22 protein-coding genes are annotated in these 17,784 nt (G+C 28.0%); 8 read left to right on the top strand and 14 right to left on the bottom strand.

Annotated elements, in window-relative coordinates:
* The 6 genes from Q0733_RS02740 to Q0733_RS02715 form a co-directional block, all read right to left on the bottom strand.
* Positions 1 to 249, bottom strand: a complete 249-nt coding sequence (locus Q0733_RS02740) for a glutaredoxin domain-containing protein (RefSeq protein ID WP_298778681.1) — start codon at positions 247 to 249, stop codon at positions 1 to 3.
* Between the two features lie 6 nt (positions 250 to 255).
* Positions 256 to 786, bottom strand: a complete 531-nt coding sequence (locus Q0733_RS02735) for an NADPH-dependent FMN reductase (RefSeq protein WP_298778679.1) — start codon at positions 784 to 786, stop codon at positions 256 to 258.
* A gap of 44 nt (positions 787 to 830) precedes the next feature.
* Positions 831 to 1,238, bottom strand: a complete 408-nt coding sequence (locus tag Q0733_RS02730; protein ID WP_298778676.1) for an OsmC family protein — start codon at positions 1,236 to 1,238, stop codon at positions 831 to 833.
* Complete coding sequence (locus tag Q0733_RS02725) at positions 1,225 to 1,590, bottom strand: DoxX family protein (RefSeq protein ID WP_298778674.1); 366 nt, start codon at positions 1,588 to 1,590, stop codon at positions 1,225 to 1,227. Before Q0733_RS02725 ends, Q0733_RS02730 begins: the two co-directional genes overlap by 14 nt.
* A gap of 356 nt (positions 1,591 to 1,946) precedes the next feature.
* A complete protein-coding gene (locus Q0733_RS02720; RefSeq protein WP_298778671.1) occupies positions 1,947 to 3,389 on the bottom strand; it encodes a glyceraldehyde-3-phosphate dehydrogenase in 1,443 nt (480 codons plus the stop codon).
* Positions 3,390 to 3,525: 136 nt separating this feature from the next.
* Positions 3,526 to 4,908, bottom strand: a complete 1,383-nt coding sequence (locus tag Q0733_RS02715) for a trypsin-like peptidase domain-containing protein (RefSeq protein WP_298778668.1) — start codon at positions 4,906 to 4,908, stop codon at positions 3,526 to 3,528.
* Between the two features lie 130 nt (positions 4,909 to 5,038).
* Here Q0733_RS02715 and dapF point away from each other — a divergent pair, with 130 nt between their 5' ends.
* The 5 genes from dapF (at position 5,039) to Q0733_RS02690 (ending at position 9,121) form a co-directional block, all read left to right on the top strand.
* Entirely contained in the window at positions 5,039 to 5,809 is a 771-nt protein-coding gene (gene dapF, locus Q0733_RS02710) for a diaminopimelate epimerase (RefSeq protein ID WP_298778665.1), read from the top strand.
* A 109-nt stretch (positions 5,810 to 5,918) separates the two neighbouring features.
* Positions 5,919 to 6,710 carry a hypothetical protein gene (locus tag Q0733_RS02705; RefSeq protein ID WP_298778662.1) on the top strand — a complete coding sequence of 264 codons (792 nt, stop codon included), beginning with the start codon at positions 5,919 to 5,921 and terminating at the stop codon, positions 6,708 to 6,710.
* 62 nt (positions 6,711 to 6,772) lie between these two features.
* Positions 6,773 to 7,294: a GNAT family N-acetyltransferase gene (locus Q0733_RS02700; protein ID WP_298778660.1), complete on the top strand. Its 522-nt coding sequence runs from the start codon at positions 6,773 to 6,775 to the stop codon at positions 7,292 to 7,294.
* Between the two features lie 28 nt (positions 7,295 to 7,322).
* Complete coding sequence (gene mltG, locus Q0733_RS02695) at positions 7,323 to 8,351, top strand: endolytic transglycosylase MltG (RefSeq protein WP_298778657.1); 1,029 nt, start codon at positions 7,323 to 7,325, stop codon at positions 8,349 to 8,351.
* Positions 8,352 to 8,551: 200 nt separating this feature from the next.
* On the top strand, positions 8,552 to 9,121 hold the full coding sequence (locus Q0733_RS02690; RefSeq protein WP_298779099.1) for a peptidoglycan-binding protein LysM: 570 nt from the start codon (positions 8,552 to 8,554) through the stop codon (positions 9,119 to 9,121).
* On the opposite strand, the gene Q0733_RS02685 is transcribed toward Q0733_RS02690, so the two are convergent.
* The 3 genes from Q0733_RS02685 to dnaA are packed head-to-tail and all read right to left on the bottom strand — an operon-like array spanning position 9,122 to position 11,731.
* Entirely contained in the window at positions 9,122 to 9,826 is a 705-nt protein-coding gene (locus Q0733_RS02685) for an SAM-dependent methyltransferase (RefSeq protein WP_298778654.1), read from the bottom strand.
* A gap of 6 nt (positions 9,827 to 9,832) precedes the next feature.
* Positions 9,833 to 10,291, bottom strand: coding sequence for a low molecular weight protein-tyrosine-phosphatase (locus tag Q0733_RS02680; RefSeq protein WP_298778651.1), 459 nt, complete (start codon positions 10,289 to 10,291; stop codon positions 9,833 to 9,835).
* A 12-nt stretch (positions 10,292 to 10,303) separates the two neighbouring features.
* Complete coding sequence (gene dnaA / locus Q0733_RS02675; protein WP_298778649.1) at positions 10,304 to 11,731, bottom strand: chromosomal replication initiator protein DnaA; 1,428 nt, start codon at positions 11,729 to 11,731, stop codon at positions 10,304 to 10,306.
* A gap of 170 nt (positions 11,732 to 11,901) precedes the next feature.
* On the opposite strand from dnaA, the gene Q0733_RS02670 reads away from it, so the two are divergent.
* Positions 11,902 to 12,300 (top strand): thioesterase family protein, encoded by a 399-nt coding sequence (locus Q0733_RS02670; RefSeq protein WP_298778646.1) that lies wholly within the window; start codon positions 11,902 to 11,904, stop codon positions 12,298 to 12,300.
* Here the strand turns inward: Q0733_RS02670 and Q0733_RS02665 are convergent.
* The 5 genes from Q0733_RS02665 to Q0733_RS02645 are packed head-to-tail and all read right to left on the bottom strand — an operon-like array spanning position 12,289 to position 15,872.
* Positions 12,289 to 12,900 (bottom strand): YigZ family protein, encoded by a 612-nt coding sequence (locus tag Q0733_RS02665; protein ID WP_298778641.1) that lies wholly within the window; start codon positions 12,898 to 12,900, stop codon positions 12,289 to 12,291. The two genes, Q0733_RS02670 and Q0733_RS02665, sit on opposite strands and share 12 nt — an antisense overlap.
* Positions 12,900 to 13,763: an EamA family transporter gene (locus Q0733_RS02660; protein WP_298778638.1), complete on the bottom strand. Its 864-nt coding sequence runs from the start codon at positions 13,761 to 13,763 to the stop codon at positions 12,900 to 12,902. Before Q0733_RS02660 ends, Q0733_RS02665 begins: the two co-directional genes overlap by 1 nt.
* Positions 13,760 to 14,368 (bottom strand): HAD family phosphatase, encoded by a 609-nt coding sequence (locus tag Q0733_RS02655; protein ID WP_298778636.1) that lies wholly within the window; start codon positions 14,366 to 14,368, stop codon positions 13,760 to 13,762. The genes Q0733_RS02660 and Q0733_RS02655 overlap by 4 nt, the downstream gene beginning before the upstream one ends.
* Positions 14,361 to 15,404, bottom strand: a complete 1,044-nt coding sequence (ribD, locus tag Q0733_RS02650; RefSeq protein WP_367276289.1) for a bifunctional diaminohydroxyphosphoribosylaminopyrimidine deaminase/5-amino-6-(5-phosphoribosylamino)uracil reductase RibD — start codon at positions 15,402 to 15,404, stop codon at positions 14,361 to 14,363. The genes Q0733_RS02655 and ribD overlap by 8 nt, the downstream gene beginning before the upstream one ends.
* Positions 15,405 to 15,407: 3 nt before the next feature.
* Positions 15,408 to 15,872 carry an LEA type 2 family protein gene (locus tag Q0733_RS02645; RefSeq protein ID WP_298778633.1) on the bottom strand — a complete coding sequence of 155 codons (465 nt, stop codon included), beginning with the start codon at positions 15,870 to 15,872 and terminating at the stop codon, positions 15,408 to 15,410.
* 53 nt (positions 15,873 to 15,925) lie between these two features.
* Here Q0733_RS02645 and Q0733_RS02640 point away from each other — a divergent pair, with 53 nt between their 5' ends.
* Entirely contained in the window at positions 15,926 to 16,417 is a 492-nt protein-coding gene (locus Q0733_RS02640; RefSeq protein ID WP_298778629.1) for a GNAT family N-acetyltransferase, read from the top strand.
* The gene (gene prmC / locus Q0733_RS02635) at positions 16,414 to 17,346 is read left to right on the top strand and encodes a peptide chain release factor N(5)-glutamine methyltransferase (protein ID WP_298778626.1); all 933 of its coding nucleotides are present in this window, start codon (positions 16,414 to 16,416) and stop codon (positions 17,344 to 17,346) included. Before Q0733_RS02640 ends, prmC begins: the two co-directional genes overlap by 4 nt.
* Positions 17,347 to 17,784 lie beyond the last annotated feature (438 nt).

Genomic DNA, 17,784 nt, shown 5'->3' with positions numbered 1-17,784 from the left:
TTATGCTCTTAACTTTAAATCATGCATTATTTTATTAAACTCTTCAGTTGAAGGAGTTAAATAGACTTTATCACCAACAAACAGGGTTGGGAATTTTAAAAGTCCTCCATATAATTTTTTACTGTGTTCTCTTGCATCAAGGTCTTTTGTAACATCTTTATAAATATATGATTCATCTAATGAATTTAAAAAATTTTTAAATGCAACAGTGTAAGCATGACCTTGTTTCCCGTATAAAACTAGTTTCATTTATAATTAATTTAATAATTTTTCGAATTGATTTACTTTATTTTTTAGCTCCTTTACTAAGTCTTCATTTACTATTTTACCGTCTTTAAAATTATCATAAAAATTTGGTAAAGAAAAAGTTGTTATAGAATTTGCTCCCATATGCGGAAAAGATGCGGCTGCGGATTTTAATACAGTTGCTCCACCTCTTCCTCCGGGAGAAGTTGCCATTAATAATAAAGGTTTGTCTCTAAACACTTTTTTTTCTACTCTTGAACTCCAATCAAAAATATTTTTAAAAGCTGCTGTATAAGATCCATTATGTTCAGCTAAAGAAAGTATAAAACCGTCATAATTATCTAATAATGAAGAGAATTTTTGTGCCTCTTTTGGCACTCCATTTTGTTCTTCATCCGTACTATAAATTGGTAATTGATAATCTCTTAAATCAATCACATCAAAAGTAATTTTATCTAAATTTTGTGCTGCAAATATTGCTAATTGCTTGTTGATTGAAGTTGAGCTTGTACTGCCTGCAAATGCTAATATTTTTTTCATTTTGTGTTTTTTAATTCTTACTACTTTAAAAGTTTAAGAAAGGTTTACCTAATTTTTGATTCTATTTCTGTTTCTCCTTTTATCATTTTAGCAACAGGACATTTACCTGCAATATCTAACAGCTTTTTTCTTTGCTCATCTGTAACTTCCTTTTCAAAAGAAATTTCTTCTATCAAAGACTTTTTAATTCCCTTTGGTGTTAATTGCTCTTTTTGAGTAACATTTACAGTTATTCTACCTAAATCCCAATTTTTCCTCTCTGCATATAATCTTAAAGTAATTGAAACACATCCTCCAACTGCAGTTAGTAAATATTCAACTGGTGTTGGTGCTGTATTTCCACCTCCAGAGCTTAACGGCTCATCAATTACCAAAAAATGATTTCTAACTTTAGCTTCTGCTAAATATTTTTTTTCTGTTAAAATAACTTCTGATGTTTTAGTTTTTGCCATTTAACATTTTCTTTTGTGAAAAGTAAGAAATTATTAAAAGAATCAAAGCCAAAATAGCACCTGCTTGTTCTCCATCATTGATCATTATATGTGCAAAAAATGCTAAAATAAAAGCAAAGAAAAAACCTGCATAAGCCCACTCTTTAATTACTTTATTACTAAAAAGCCACAAAACGGTTATACCTAATAACTTTACAATTGCATATGGATAAATAATATAAGTTGGATAACCAAAATTGGTAAACATTAACGCTACTTCAGCGTGATTAAAAAAATACATTCCTGCTGAAAAAAGCATTAATAATGTTAATAAAACTGTAGAAATATAGTAAATAATTTTTGTTATTTTCATTTTTAATATTTTTTAGTATTTAACAAATTTAGTGAAATAACATTTATTTACCAAGGAAAATAAATCCACGGAACTTATTTGAAATAAATAATTGATATTGAGTTAATTATCTAATAGTACAAAACTTAGTAAATAAGCTTAGCCCTGATTGAAACGGCATCCTTTTTATAGTTTCTAAGCAATAATTATATAAAATAAGTAAGAAATTTAGATGGCTAACAAAAAAACTGAATATTAATAACTATAAAAAGATATAGTGAAAAGTAGGAAATTGCTGCAAAAAAAAATCCGAAACAATAAAGTTTCGAATTTTAATCTTCACTCTTTTATTGAATGAATTTTGCACTAAGAATATTTTAATAATATGTAAATCTTCTAACTTTGGCAATGTGTTTTGCTAAACGCATTACTTGATGAGAATACCCATATTCGTTATCATACCAAATGTATATAACAATAGTTTCTCCATCTGCAATGGTTGCTTTACTGTCAAAAATTGAAGGTGCTGTAGTACCTATAATATCTGATGAAACTAACTCATTATCAATGGAATATTTAATTTGTTCTACCAAATCACCTTCTAAAGCATATTTTTTTAATGTAGAATTAATAATGTCTTTAGAAACTATTGTTCTTAATTGTAAGCTTAAAATTGCTAAAGATCCATTAGGTACTGGAACTCTAATTGCATTGGATGTTAATTTACCTGCCAAAACTGGAATGGCTTTTGAAACTGCAGCTCCTGCACCCGTTTCTGTAATTACCATATTTAAACCCGCTGCTCTACCTCTTCTATATTTACCATGCATATTGTCTACCAAATTTTGGTCATTTGTATAGGCATGTATAGTTTCTAAATGTCCTTTTTTTATACCAAAATTATCTTCCAAAACTTTTAAAACTGGTGTAATTGCATTGGTAGTACATGATGCTGCTGAAAAAATACTTTCAGAATCTGGATTGTATAATTTATGATTTACCCCATGAACAATATTGGGGATCCCTTTTCCTGGTGCTGTTAATAAAACTTTACTTGCTCCTTTGGCAACTAAATGCCTTTTTAAAGCAACATCATCTCTAAAAGCACCTGTATTATCAATAATTAACGCCTCATTAATTCCGTATTTTGTATAATCTATATCTTCTGGCTTATTTGCCGAAATTATATAAACTGTTGTACCGTTTATAATTAATGCTTTGTTTTCTATATCAGTTTGTACTGTTCCTAAAAAATCTCCATGAACAGAATCTATACTTAACAAAGAAGCTCTTTTTTCTAAAACAGATTGTGTAATTTCTCCACGAGTAACAATTGCTCTTAATCGTAATTGAGAACCTTTGCCCATTTTAGACATTAATTCTCTTGCCAACAAACGCCCAATTCTACCAAAGCCATATAAAACAACATCTTTAGGTTCTATATTTGTTGATGCTGTTGCACCTTTAAGTTTCTTTTGTACAAATGCTACTTTATCTTCATTAGATTTTGGATTTAAATAACTCTCATAAGCTAATTTACCTATGTCTAATTTTGATGAAGGTAATTCTATTTGCTGTATTGCTTTTGCTATACTTAACGCATCTTGAATAGTAATAGGCTTGTTTACAAACTCTTTAGCATAATCAATTAAATTTAAAACTTCACTTGCTCTTTTATCTACTAAAGGATTTCTAAATAAAACTAATTCAATTGATTTATCATACCATAAATCGTTTACGATATTAATAAATTCAACTGTAGCTCTTCTATTTTTTGCTTGTAAAGCAACTTCTTTTTCGTAATTTATATTTACTGACATAATTAAGATGTATCTAAATTAATTTTCGGCAAAAGTATTTCTTTTTTTTAAAATACGAAATCGATTTCGTAAAAATTTTAAACATAAAAAAATCCTGATAAATTATCAGGATTTTTAACCAATTTAATTAAAATAATTAAAAACGAAACTTTTCTTTCTCTCCTTTTAAATTAACCAATTCAATTAGGTTATTTGCATATCTAGATGAAGATAACTGGTCTATTAATTTAGCAGCTTCTTCTGCATTATTTACTTCTTTATCGTTAATTTTTGTAATTATATAACCTGTTAAATCGTTTCTTTCATCTGCAGTTCTAACAATCTTTACACCTTTTTTAACTTTACTTTTTTTCTTATCCTTTTCAGATAAGTCTTTTAATTGCCATCCAAAAGATTTTGCAACAATCAATTTTTCTCTTTTACTCAATTTAACTTTTTTGTTTAATAATTCACCGCTTCTTTTTATGGTAACATCAACAAAATCACCAGGTCTTTTTGTAGTTAATTGTCCTTTTAGCTCAGAAAACTTTGTAATTTTAACATTATTAATTTTAGTAATAATATCACCTTCTTTTAAACCAGATTTTAAAGCCAAACTTTCTTCATCTATTCTTGCAATTTTTACACCTTCAATATTACCTTCTTTATCTTCAAAAGGAAAAAAACCGATTAAAGCCTCTTGCACAGCTCCAAATTCTAATAAATCATCCACAACTTTTTTAGCAATATTTGATGGTACTGCAAATGAATACCCCACAAAAGAACCTGTTTTAGATGAAATTGCTGTATTAATTCCTACTAATTCTCCACGTATATTAACCAAGGCTCCTCCACTATTACCTGGATTTACAGCAGCATCTGTTTGAATAAAAGACTCTATATTTCCGTTTCCTTCTAAATCTCTTCCTTTTGCACTTACAATTCCGGCGGTTACAGTAGATGTTAAATTGTAAGGATTACCAACTGCCAACACCCATTCCCCAACTTTAACATTGTTAGAATCTGCAAACGGAACGTAAGGTAAATCAATATCTGCATCAATTTTTAACAAAGCAATGTCATTACTTTTATCTGTCCCTATTAATTCTGCTTTGTATTTTTTCTTATTATTTAATGTAATTTCAATTTCATTAGCTGAATCAATTACATGATTATTGGTTACAATATATCCATCAGATGAAATAATTACACCACTTCCTGTACCAACTTGCTCAAACTTTCTCGTTCCATTTCTATTTCCAAAAAAGATATCTAGAGGATTAGATTGTGTTCTTATTGCTGTGTTTTTAACGTGCACAACTGAGTTTAAAGATCTCTCAGCAGCCAAAGTAAAATCTGTAGAAGCTACATCATCAGCAATAGTGTTAATTGCTGGATTATAACTTGTTTGTACAGTTTGCATTTTTGATGGCATTTCTCTTTCTATTACAACTGTATCGTTAAAAAAAGTTTTATAACCTACTAAAGTTAAAACTCCTCCTAAAATGGACATTCCTAATAAACCAAAAAATTTCTTCATAATTCTAAATTTTTAATAACTCAAATATATAATTTTAACATTTACAAAAAATCTGTTTAACTTGCTTTTAACGCATTTTAACCTTGTATTAACAGACTTTTTTTGAACTTGAAATCATTATCTTTGCTCTATGAATTTGACATTTTATAAATATCAAGGAACAGGAAATGATTTTGTTATGATTGATAATCGAACAAAAATCTTTCCAAAAAAAAATACTGACAAAATTTCACAAATTTGTGACAGACATTTTGGTATTGGTGCTGATGGAATTATTTTGATAGAAAATGATAATGACTTCGATTTTAAAATGATTTATTTTAATGCGGATGGGAGTCAGACTTTTTGTGGAAACGGTGCAAGATGCGCAGTTGCTTTTGCAAAGTTTTTAAATATTATTAAAAATAAAACTACATTTTTAGCCATTGACGGAGAACATTTTGCTGAAATTAATGATGGTATTATTTCTCTACAAATGATTGATGTTGATGACATAAAAGTAAATAAAAACTCCGTTTTTATGTATACAGGAACGCAACATCATGTAGAAATGGTGAATGAGTTAACTGATTTTCCTATTTATGAAAAAGGGAAAAAAATTAGATATTCATACGAAAACCCAGGAAGCAATGTAAATTTTGTTCAGCAAATAGATGATGCTACTTTTAGAGTTAGAACCTATGAAAAAGGTGTAGAAGACGAAACTTTAGCTTGTGGAACTGGTGTTACAGCTGTAGCTATTGCAATGCATAAAACCAATAAAACAAAAAGTAACCTAGTATCTTTACCTGTTGAAGGTGGCCTTTTAGAAGTTTCATTTATTGAAGAAAACGGCACTTATAAAAATGTATTTTTAAAAGGGCCTGCACAGTTTGTTTTTACAGGAAGCATTACTGTTTAAAATTAAGTTTGTATCTAAACTTGTTTTCTTATAACTTCGCTAATTACCAATATAAAACATTTAAACGTTGCATATTCGCATTAACGTTGTGTGCAATTAAAGCAGCCTAATGGAAATTAACGGAAAAACTATAATTTATGGAATAATAGGAGACCCGATTCAACAAGTCGCAACACCAGCATTAATGAATACTATTTTCAATAAAAAAAATGAGAATAAAATTCTAATACCACTTCACGTTAATAAACTTTCCTTGAAATCAACAATTGAAGGACTAAAAAATATTCAAAACTTTAAAGGTGCAGTTATTACAATGCCCCATAAGACAGGAATAGTTAAATATCTTGATGAAGTTTCGGACGAAGTTAAAAAAGTTGGAGCTTGTAATGTTATAAAAAGGACATCTAAAGGACTTATAAAAGGAACAGTATTAGACGGAAATGGATTTGTAGAAGGTTTAAAAAATCATACCCTTTCAGTTAAATCAAAAAATATATTTTTACTGGGCGCAGGTGGAGCTGCATCAGGAATTGCATATTCACTTTGCGCTAATGGAATAAGAAAGTTGACAATTTATAATAGGTCAAAAACTAAAGCTTATAACTTAATTCAAAACTTAAAAGCGCACTATCCGAATTTAGAAATAGTTTACGATGAGCAAATTTCTGAGGATACCGATATTCTAATTAACGCTACCCCTATTGGAATGAAAGAAAATGATAAACCTATATTATCACTCTCAAACCTTAAACCTAAAACTATTGTTGCAGAAATAATAATAAGCCCAGAAATCACCTGTACTTTAAAACAAGCGATTGAAAAAGGTTGTAAAATTCATAAAGGAATAGCAATGCTAGAAGGACAGATAAAGTTAATAAATGAATTTATGGACGAAGAATAATTAGATTCAACAATCTTAGCGGATCTTCTCTAAATTACACTTTAATATTTAAAATTTTAAAGATGATACTATCTAATAATAAAATAAATTTAAGAGCTCTAGAACCTGAAGATTTAGAGTTTTTATTCAATATAGAAAACAATGAATCTTTTTGGGAAGTAAGTCACACTCAAGCTCCGTTTTCTAAATATATTTTAAAACAATATATTGAAAACGCACATTTAGATATTTTTGAGGCTAAACAACTGCGTTTACTAATTGAAGATGCATCAACAAAAAAACAAATTGGTATGATTGATTTGTTTGATTTTAATCCGCAACATAAAAGAGCAGGTATTGGCATTTTAATTCAGCCAGATTTTCAGCAAAAAGGTTTTGCAACAGAAGCTCTATCTCTTTTAATTTCATATTCTTTTTCTCATTTACAATTGCATCAATTATATGCAAATATTACTTCAGATAATTCTAAAAGCATTTCTTTATTTGAAAAACAACAGTTTAAAAAAGTTGGAATTAAAAAAGATTGGATTTTATCTGAAGGAAAATTTAAACATGAAATTTTATTTCAATTGATAAATGAGTAATTTTGCTATTCTAAAAAAATTGAACACATTGAGAAAAAAGCTTATATACAGTATTATTGCAATAATTATTATTGTTAGTGGAGTAATAGCAAATAATTATTACCAAAAAATATTTGGAAAAACAATTACTAAAGACAGTGTTATTTTTGTAAATTCTTCTGATACTTTAACTGATATAAAAAATAAATTAGCTCCTTTTTCAGAGCATGCAAATGCATTTTTGCTAATTGCTTCAAAGAAAAATTTTACAAAACCAAAAAGCGGAAGATATTTTTTAAAAAAAGGTATGTCTAATAATGAATTAGTAAACATGCTAAGGAGTGGAAATCAAACACCATTAAAAATCTCCTTTAATAATCAAGATACATTAGAAAAATTTGCTGGTAGAATTGCTGAACAATTAGAAATAGATTCTGTTTCTATTATAAATTCTTTTACAAATAAAGAGTTTCTATCAAAAAATAAACTCACAAAAAAATCAGTATTACAAATTTGTATCCCTAATAGTTATGAATTTTACTGGACTACCTCTGCCGATAAATTTAGAAATAAATTATTATTAGAATATAATCGTTTTTGGAATTCTTCAAGAATTAAAAAAGCTAAAGCTTTAAATATGACAAAGAGTGAGGTAATTACTTTAGCTTCAATCGTACAAAAAGAAACTGCAAAAAAAGAAGAAAGACCTATTGTTGCTGGTTTGTATTTAAATCGCCTAAAAAAAGGGTGGCCTTTACAAGCTGATCCAACAATTATATATTGTGTTAAAGAAATAAAAGGGCAAGATTATGTTGTTAAAAGAGTTTTAACTGCTGATTTAGCTTTAAATTCTCCTTATAATACTTACAAAAATAAAGGATTACCTCCTACCTTAATTGCAATGCCAGATATTTCTAGTATTGATGGTGTATTAAATTCACAAAAACATAACTACATGTATATGTGTGCTAATGTTGATAAAATTGGGTATCATTCGTTTGCTAAAACACTTGCTCAACACAATAATAATGCAGCAAAATATCATAGGTGGATAAACAGTCAAGGTGTAAATAGATAAAAAATTAAATTCACAATAAAAAATCATTTTTATTGAAAACTTCAAAAATAAAACAAATAAATTACCTTTTTACCTAGGTAAAAGCACTTTTTTACTACACTATTTATAATTTCGACGAAATTAATTATTTGATTATCAGTATATTTAAATAATGTTATAAATTTGCACCGCTTAACAAAAAGGCTCAAGTTATTAAAAAGATATTATTTTTAGTTAGTGTTATTTTTCTATTTACAAATGCAATAGAATTCACAAATAAAAAGGTAGAAACTAAAAAGGTTACTTATCCTAAATATGTAGATTATAATATTCCATATTTAACAAATAACTTTATGGCTTTTAAAGAAGCTGTAGCTTTTAAAGAATCTCAAGGCAAATACGGTGTAATAAACACATTAGGGTATTTAGGTAAATATCAATTTGGAAAATCTACACTTAAAAGATTTAAAATTTACAATACAAATGAATTTCTTCAAAACCCTGAGTTACAAGAAAAAGCTTTTGTTGCTTTATGTAAAGTAAACAAATGGATTTTAAGAAAAGATATTAATCGGTCTGTTGGTAAAACTATAAACGGAATTAAAATTACTGAGTCAGGAATTTTAGCGGCTGCACATTTAAGTGGTGCAGGTAATGTAAAGAAATTCTTACGAAGCAATGGAATTCAAAAGTTCTCTGATGCTTATGGAGCTTCAATTCAGTCTTACCTAAGAAAGTTTGCTGGTTATGATGTTTCTATCATTGAAGCTAATAGAAAAGCAACGGTTTAATTACTTCTGAATAATAAAAATTGCAGGCTTTTTATGTAAGTCTGGTTGTTGATTTTTCCAATCTTTTACCATCTTTGTTTTAATATACTCTGTTGGTAATGTTATATCTGCAGCAATACATAAAGAAGTTGTTGGTGATAAAATTGTCTTTAAATCGGCAAGCATTTTTTCGTTTCTATACGGAGTTTCTATAAAAATTTGCGATTGATTTTTATCTAAAGAAAACTTCTCTAACTCTTTAAGTTTACGTTTCCTTTCGCTCTTATCAATTGGCAAATACCCATTAAAAGCAAAGTTTTGACCATTCATTCCAGAACTCATCATTGCCATTAGTATTGATGATGGCCCAACTAAAGGTACCACTTGTATATTTTTTTGATGTGCTAGTTTTACAATACTTGCTCCAGGATCTGCAACTGCAGGAACCCCAGCTTCCGACAATAAACCAACGTTAATACCATCTTTACAAACATCTAAATATTTATTGGTTTCAATTTCTTCAGCATACTTATCTAACAACATTAAATGCAATGAAGGTTGTTGTTTTTTTGGTGATATTTTCTTGATAAACCTTCTTGCAGATTTCTCATTTTCAACAATATAATAATCTATTTGCTCTACCACTTTTTTTACTGATAAAGGCATTACCTCTAAAGGCTCTGTATCTCCTAAAGTTGTGGGAATTAAATAGAGTTTACCAATCATAATTATTTATTTAGAGGCTAATTTATTTGCAATTATCTCACAAGCTTCATCTAACATTTTATAAACATCTACAAAACCTTGATCTCCTCCATAATATGGATCTGGAACAGATAAATTTTCATTTGGATAAGACTCATTTAAGATTAGCCTTACTTTTTTTGAGTCATTTTCATTTCTAGAAAGCTTTAAAATATTTTGATAATTGCTTTCATCCATTGCATAAATATAATCAAATTCATCAAAATCTTTAACTACAAATTTTCTTGCTCTTTGATCATTAATGCTGATGCCATAGTTTTTAGCTACTTCAATAGAGCGTTTATCTGGTAAATTACCAACATGATAGGCAACAGTTCCTGCGGAATCAATAACAATTTTATCGGTATATACTTTGGATTTCAAGATACCTTCAGCTAGCGGAGATCTACAAATGTTCCCCAAACAAACCATCAATACTTTTATCATAAAAGCAAGGTTTTAGAAAGTTAATTTCTTTGTTAAATCGTCTACGTATTTTCTAAACTGCTTGTCAGTTTCTGTTAAGTTGTCTACTGTTTTACAAGCATGTAACACAGTTGCATGATCTCTTTGTCCAATTTGATTACCAATACTTGCTAATGAAGTTTTTGTTAATCTTTTTGCAAAAAACATAGCTAACTGTCTTGCTTGCACAATATGCCGTTTTCTAGTTTTTGATTGTAATGTAGCCACATCCATATCAAAATACTTAGAAACTTCTTTTTGTATATAATCTATAGAAACTTCTTTTTTGGTGTTTTTCACAAATTTATCTACAATTTGTTTTGCCAATTCTATAGAAAACTCTCTTCTATTAAAAGATGCTTGAGCTATCATAGAAATTAAAACACCTTCTAATTCTCTAACGTTAGATTTTATATTTTTTGCAATATATTCTATAATTTCTTCTGGCATTTCAACACCATCCCTATACAATTTGTTTTGTAAGATAGAAATTCTAGTTTCGTAATCTGGTGCTTGTAATTCTGCTGATAATCCCCATTTAAAACGAGATAATAAACGCTGCTCAATGTCTTGCATATCTACAGGCGCTTTATCTGAAGTTAAAATTACTTGCTTTCCGTTTTGATGTAAATGATTAAAAATATGGAAAAATACATCTTGCGTACCAGCTTTACCAGATAAAAATTGAACATCATCAATAATTAAAACATCTATCATTTGATAAAAATGAATAAAATCATTTCTAGTATTCGATTTTACAGAATCTATAAACTGTTGTGTAAATTTTTCCGAAGAAATATATAAAACAGTTTTATCAGGATATTTATCTTTAATATCAACACCTATTGCGTGTGCTAAATGTGTTTTTCCTAAACCCACTCCACCATAAATTAACAATGGGTTAAAAGAAGTCCCTCCTGGCTTGTTAGCAACAGCCATTCCTGCAGAACGTGCTAATCTATTTGAATCTCCTTCAATAAAGTTTACAAAATTATAATTAGGATTTAATTGCGATTCTATTTTTACCTTCTGTAAACCCGGAATAATAAACGGATTTCTTAATTCTCTCTTATTGGATTCTAAAGGAACTGTTACTTTTTGTGGTTTTAAAGGGTCTCTATTAGAACTCGGAATTTTAACAATTTGTGGTCTGTTAGAACTATAATTGTTTTCCATTTTAACATCGTAAATCAATTTAGCATCATTGCCTAATTGCCTAACTAATGCAACTCTTAAAAGTTTGATATAGTGCTCTTCCAACCATTCATAAAAAAATTTACTTGGTACTTGTATTGTTAACGCTTCTCCTGAAAGTTTTACTGGTTTTATAGGTTCAAACCATGTTTTATATGCTTGGGGTTTAATGTTGTCTTTTATAAAAGTCAAACATTCATTCCAAACTGAGTCAGCAGTTAAAGTCATTCTAAATTTTAGTAATTTTTTTATTAATAATTCTGATAAAAGGTCAAAAAAGAGGCCTTTTCAATAGCCTTACAAAAGTGTGAATAAAATTCAGTATAAAAAAATGAATTTGCTATTGATTATTAATTATTTTTTACGTAAAATACTCAAAAATTAATTATTCATAAGTTTTGAAAAAATCATTAACAAAAACTAGAGTTCGTTATTCTGAAACTGATCAAATGGGCGTTGTTTATCACGGAAACTACGCTCAATTTTTTGAATTAGGAAGAACAGAATGGTTACGTTCTTTAGGGGTTACATACAAAGATATGGAAATCAACGGAATAATGCTTCCTGTTATTTCATTAACCTGTAATTTTATCAAATCTGCTTTATATGATGATGTTTTAACTATTGAAACTGTACTTAAGAAAAAACCAATGGTAAAAATTGAGTTTGATTATAAAGTTACAAATCAAAACAACGAATTAATTTGTACCGGAAGTTCAGTTTTAGCATTTATGAATATGAAAACAAGCAAACCTACAAGGTGTCCAAATTATTTATTGGAAAGTTTAGATTTTTAACTCTTTTATCTCAACTTTATACAAATTATTAAAAATATCAAAAATAGTTTGAGCGTCTTTTTTTCTAATAGATATTGTATACTCACAATCCATTTCTAGCTTTTGAGCAACTATATTTATGTTTTTCTCCTTTACAATTCTCATTACTTTATTCATTAAATCGTAACTAAATTTTAGTTTATAAAGAATGTCAATTGTTTTATCAACAATTTTAGATGCTAATAAAGCTAACTGTGCAGAGTTTTTATAAGCATTTATTAAACCACCAACACCTAATTTTGTCCCTCCAAAATAACGAACAGAAACAATTAAAATATTGGTAACTTCAAAAGATTGAATTTGTCCATAAATTGGCATTCCTGCAGAATTACTAGGCTCTCCATCATCATTTGCTCTAAACTTTTTTTGTTCTACTCCAATTTGATATGCATAACAAAAATGACGGGCAGAATGATGTTTTTTCCTCAATCCATCAATAGCATTTTTAACATCATCTTCATTAAAAACTGGAAATGCATAGCCAAAAAACTTACTGTTTTTATCTTTAAAAAGTGTTTCTTCAGAAGGATTTTCTATCGTCTTATACGCATCTTTTTCCATTAGGCAATTGCTACAATTATAATTCCAAATATAGCCAAGACAATACCAATTTTATTTTTAAAAGTAAATTTTTCTTTAAAAAGCAAAACTCCAATTATTGTAGAAAGAATAACAATACCAACATTATTAATCGTAAATAATGTAGAACTTTCAAAACTATCAGCTTGTAAAGCTTTAATTAAAAAGACAATAGAATAATAATTTGGAATTCCTAAAACTATACCTGCAATAATATTTTTAACACCAAAAGGAGTTCTTTTCTTTATCGTTTTTATTAATAAAATAATAAACCCAAAAACAGCAGCAATACCAAACAAACTCCCAGAAAAAACAGAAACATCTTCCTTTGGCACAAAAGTAACCTCTACATATTTTAAAATAGTATCTATAGCTCCTGAACCAAAAAACAGTAGAATAGGAAATAACAAACCAGCATTTTTATTTACTGACTTTTCTTCTTTTGCAGAAGTAAAGTATACGGCAAATAGAGCTATAACGATTCCAACAATTTTTAAGAAAGTAACAGATTCACTATACAAAAACACTCCAAAAAAAACAGGGATAACTACTGACATTTTTCCTGCAACTGACGCGACAGATACTCCATTTTTTTGTGATGTCATTGCCATTACAAAAAAGATAGATACAAACAAGGCTCCTAAACAAACGGCTCCAAAAAACCAAGGTTGATTAGGCACTTCTGATATTGAAAAACTACTTTTATCTAGAGTAAAACCCATTGTAAAAGCAACAATATAGTTAACAAAAATAGCCTTCAAAACATCAACTTTATAAATGCCAAAATATTTAAAAATGACAAACAATCCTGAAGAAAAAAGTATACTTAAAAATAGATAAATCAATAGATAATATTTTTTGTAAATAATTCAGTTACATCTTCTTCACCTGGAATTAAATTCCACACATGAATCCCTAATTTATTGGCTGTATTAGTGTTTTCTTTTAAGTCATCTACAAATAAAGTTTCATCGGCAATTAGTTTATTTTCCTTTAAAACATACTCATAAATTTCTGAATCTGGTTTTCTAAAATTAATTTCATGTGATAAATAAAACCGCTCAAAGCAATTTTTAAATTCATTATAAAATTTTTCTCCTAAAGAGTTTTGAATCCGTTTTATGTGTAAATCGTTTGTGTTGCTCAACAAAAACAACCTGTATTTTTTACTTGCAGATAATTCTTTTAAAAAATTCAATCTTTTTTGAGGAAAATCTAACAGAATAGCATTCCACGCGAAAACTAAGTTTTCTTTTGGTATTTTAAATTTACCATTAAAGAAGTTGATAAAATTATCTGTAGATATCAAACCTTTTTCGTACTGATGATACATTCCAATCATTTCATCAGTAATATTTGTAACTCCTAATTTTGCCATTTCATTAAAAGTTGCAAATTTATCAAGATTGATAAATATATCTCCAAAATCGAAAATGATGTTTTTAATCATTCTTATATATTTTTAAAATGTCGTTTTTAATTCTTTTTTCTGATGTTACATTTCCTGAAAAAACAGGTGCTTTAACACCGTTTTCAAAAGAAAATCCACCCATAAAAACATGAGCTTCATCCCATAATTTTTCATCAATAAATGTTTGTAATGTCTGCGAACCCCCTTCAATAATTACAGATTGAATATTGTGTTTTTGTAAAACTATACAAATTTGTTGGGCAAGATTACTATTAAAATCTATTCTTTCAAAAATTACATTTTCTATTTTATTTTCAAGCTTATTATCATCCCCAGTTAAAACAATTGTTTTTACTGTTCCATCAAAAACACTAAAATCTGATGGAATTCGTAAAGTTTTATCCAGAATGATTCTTGTTGGATTGTTTCCAAACCAACTTCTAACATTCAATTTAGGATTATCAGCAATAACAGTATTTGTACCTACCAAAATCGCATGCTCATTACTCCTTAATTTATGCACTAATTGTTGCGAATATTTATTGGAAATCCAAATTGGCTTTTGCTCAAGTTTAGATAAAGGCGCAATAAAACCATCAATAGTTTCAGCCCATTTTAAAATAATATAAGGCCTTTTTTTATTCTGTACAGTAAAAAATCGTTTATGATGCTCTTTACATTCATCCTCTAACACACCTATAATAACATTAATTCCTGCATTTCTCAAACGTTCAATCCCTTTTCCTGCAACCAAACTATTTGTATCAACACAACCAATAACTACATTTTTAAATTGATGTTTAACCAATAAATCTGCACAAGGTGGCGTTTTTCCAAAATGTGAACATGGTTCAAGTGTAACATAAATAGTTGCCTCCTTTAATAGTACTTTGTTCTCAACAGAGTTTACCGCATTAACCTCTGCATGATTATTACCATATTCAGATGTAAAACCTTCACCAATAATTTTATTTTGATGAACAATAACTGCTCCAACAGAAGGATTTGGGCGTGTATTTCCAATTCCGTTTTTTGCTACTTGTAAACAACGTTTTATGTAAAATTCGTGTTTGATAACTTAGAATTTAATTTTTAAATCTTGAGTTTGATCTATAGGATAAGTACTAGAAAAACCTAATACCTTATACTTTATTTCTCCTTTAAACTGTATTTTTATTGATTTATTAAAAACCGATTTTAACAAACCTCCTAAAATTCCATTTTTATTTTTACCAAAAATTTTATGTGTAGGAATTACTACTTTTAACGGAACTTGAAACTCACTTCTTACAGGAACTTTAAACTCATCCGAAGAAACTTGTGCTACTTCAGTATCATTTACAATCACTTTAATTTCATCTGTTGATATCTTACCTCCAACATCATTAGGGTTTTCAAAAAAAGCATTTGCAGATAAACGGATTGTATCTGAAGCTACAGAAATTAGTTTTAAATTATCAACCTTAATAAAAACGGGGCTCTTATTAACTGAACAACTGAAAATAAATAAAAATAACACTAAAAAATAGAGTCCTTTTTTCATAATAAATATTTAAAAAAATTAGGTAACTTGCTACTGCAAAAATACAGGAATAAATGACAACAGAAGATTTTATCATCAGAGAAATTAAGCCTAAAGATAATCCAGAAATTGCTCAAGTAATCCGTAATGTTTTGGTTGAGTTTGGAGCTCCAAAAATAGGTACAGCTTTTGAAGATAAAGCTACCGATAAAATGTTTGAAAACTTTGACAAACACACTTCTGTGTACTATGTAATAGAGCATAAAAACAAAGTTGTTGGCGGCGCAGGTATTGCACAATTAGATAATTTTGAAGGTAAAACCTGCGAACTACAAAAAATGTATTTTTTACCAATAACTCGCGGAAAAGGATTAGGCTCTAAATTAATTTCGACCTGTTTACAAAAAGCAAAACTACTTGGTTTTAACCAATGCTATTTAGAAACAATGCCTTATATGACTGCTGCAAGAGCATTATATGCTAAAAATGGTTTTGTAAACTTAGAGCAGCCAATGGGTAATACTGGACATTATTCTTGCAATGTTTGGATGATAAAAACATTATGATTTTAAAAGAATTTCGACTTTTTTTCACAGAACAACTTTCTGAAATTTATCCAGCAACTGAAATAGATTCTTTCTTTTTTATTTTGATAGATGAATATTTAAATTTAAAAAGAATTGACACTGTTTTAAAACCAGATTTTACAATTAATGATGATAAAATTATCATATTAAAAACAACTTTAGAAAGATTAAAAAAAGAAGAACCTATACAGTTCATAATTGGAAATACCGAGTTTTACGGTCTACCTTTTTTGGTTGATAAAAACACATTAATACCAAGGCCAGAAACTGAAGAATTAGTAGAATGGATTTTAGAAGAAGTTGCAAAACCTCAAAGTTTTAAAACGGATAAATTGTCAATTCTTGATATTGGAACAGGTTCTGGTTGTATTCCTATATCATTGGCCAAAAACTTACCAAACTCAAAAATTTCTGCCATTGATATTTCTGATGAAGCATTGATTATTGCAAATAAAAATGCAAAAATAAATAATGTCGATATTAATTTTTTGCAAAAAAATATTTTAACAACTACTTCTTTAAATGTCATTGCGAATGAAATGAAGCAATCTGGTAATAATAAGATTATTTCGTCGGAAACCAATCATAATAACAAATTAGAGTTTGACATTATTGTCTCAAATCCCCCTTATATTAGAGAATTAGAAAAAGTTGAGATAAAAAATAATGTTTTACAAAACGAGCCTCATTTAGCGTTATTTGTTTCTGATGAAGATCCTTTATTATTTTATGATAAAATTGCTGATTTAGCAAAACAACATCTTACCAAAAATGGTTTGTTATTTTTTGAAATAAATCAATATTTAGGAAAAGAAACAGTAAAAATGTTAGCAAACAAAGGTTTTAAAAACATTGAGTTAAAAAAAGATTTATTTGGTAATGATAGAATGATAAAGGCTAATATTTAATATTTTTTCATTTTTTTTATATCATTATTTTATTCAAAAAAGTTAATACTCTAGCCTTAAAACCTAGTATTTAAACATAAATTTGAAAAAACGGAATACTTTCTAACATTAACTAGGCTCATTCTCTTTCAATTAAACTGTGACTTTTTATAAAATATATTGTCTAAATAAATATAGAATAAAACCAACTTTTATAATAATTAGACTATGAATCAAGATATAACCAAAGAATTATTCATTCTTTTAATAACCTCAGTAATAATCTACTTTACTGGTAGTTATATTACAGCTATCAGCAACATAAAAACTATTTTTGATGGAATTGTAACTTTACTATTATTTTTTACATTACTTACTTTTACAATAAATATTTTTCTTTTACTAAGTAAAATATTTAAGAATATTTTAAATTTAAGAAGTTTATAAAAAATAAACAAG

The sequence above is a fragment of the uncultured Polaribacter sp. genome (genome assembly GCF_947500975.1).
Taxonomy (GTDB): Bacteria; Bacteroidota; Bacteroidia; order Flavobacteriales; family Flavobacteriaceae; genus Polaribacter.
Note: the sequence above shows the minus strand (reverse complement) of the source record. Positions and strands in the feature narration are given on the sequence as shown.

Bases quoted from the DNA above. Each gene is read 5' to 3' on its own strand.
- Q0733_RS02645 (WP_298778633.1), bottom strand. From the start codon at position 15,872: ATGAAAAAAGGACTCTATTTTTTAGTGTTATTTTTATTTATTTTCAGT.
- Q0733_RS02655 (WP_298778636.1), bottom strand. From the start codon at position 14,368: ATGATTAAAAACATCATTTTCGATTTTGGAGATATATTTATCAATCTT.
- dnaA (WP_298778649.1), bottom strand. From the start codon at position 11,731: ATGACTTTAACTGCTGACTCAGTTTGGAATGAATGTTTGACTTTTATA.
- Q0733_RS02720 (WP_298778671.1), bottom strand. From the start codon at position 3,389: ATGTCAGTAAATATAAATTACGAAAAAGAAGTTGCTTTACAAGCAAAA.
- Q0733_RS02725 (WP_298778674.1), bottom strand. From the start codon at position 1,590: ATGAAAATAACAAAAATTATTTACTATATTTCTACAGTTTTATTAACA.
- Q0733_RS02740 (WP_298778681.1), bottom strand. From the start codon at position 249: ATGAAACTAGTTTTATACGGGAAACAAGGTCATGCTTACACTGTTGCA.
- Q0733_RS02705 (WP_298778662.1), top strand. From the start codon at position 5,919: ATGGAAATTAACGGAAAAACTATAATTTATGGAATAATAGGAGACCCG.
- Q0733_RS02640 (WP_298778629.1), top strand. From the start codon at position 15,926: ATGACAACAGAAGATTTTATCATCAGAGAAATTAAGCCTAAAGATAAT.
- Q0733_RS02665 (WP_298778641.1), bottom strand. From the start codon at position 12,900: ATGGAAAAAGATGCGTATAAGACGATAGAAAATCCTTCTGAAGAAACA.
- Q0733_RS02715 (WP_298778668.1), bottom strand. From the start codon at position 4,908: ATGAAGAAATTTTTTGGTTTATTAGGAATGTCCATTTTAGGAGGAGTT.
- Q0733_RS02685 (WP_298778654.1), bottom strand. From the start codon at position 9,826: ATGATTGGTAAACTCTATTTAATTCCCACAACTTTAGGAGATACAGAG.
- Q0733_RS02680 (WP_298778651.1), bottom strand. From the start codon at position 10,291: ATGATAAAAGTATTGATGGTTTGTTTGGGGAACATTTGTAGATCTCCG.
- dapF (WP_298778665.1), top strand. From the start codon at position 5,039: ATGAATTTGACATTTTATAAATATCAAGGAACAGGAAATGATTTTGTT.
- Q0733_RS02700 (WP_298778660.1), top strand. From the start codon at position 6,773: ATGATACTATCTAATAATAAAATAAATTTAAGAGCTCTAGAACCTGAA.
- prmC (WP_298778626.1), top strand. From the start codon at position 16,414: ATGATTTTAAAAGAATTTCGACTTTTTTTCACAGAACAACTTTCTGAA.
- Q0733_RS02730 (WP_298778676.1), bottom strand. From the start codon at position 1,238: ATGGCAAAAACTAAAACATCAGAAGTTATTTTAACAGAAAAAAAATAT.
- Q0733_RS02735 (WP_298778679.1), bottom strand. From the start codon at position 786: ATGAAAAAAATATTAGCATTTGCAGGCAGTACAAGCTCAACTTCAATC.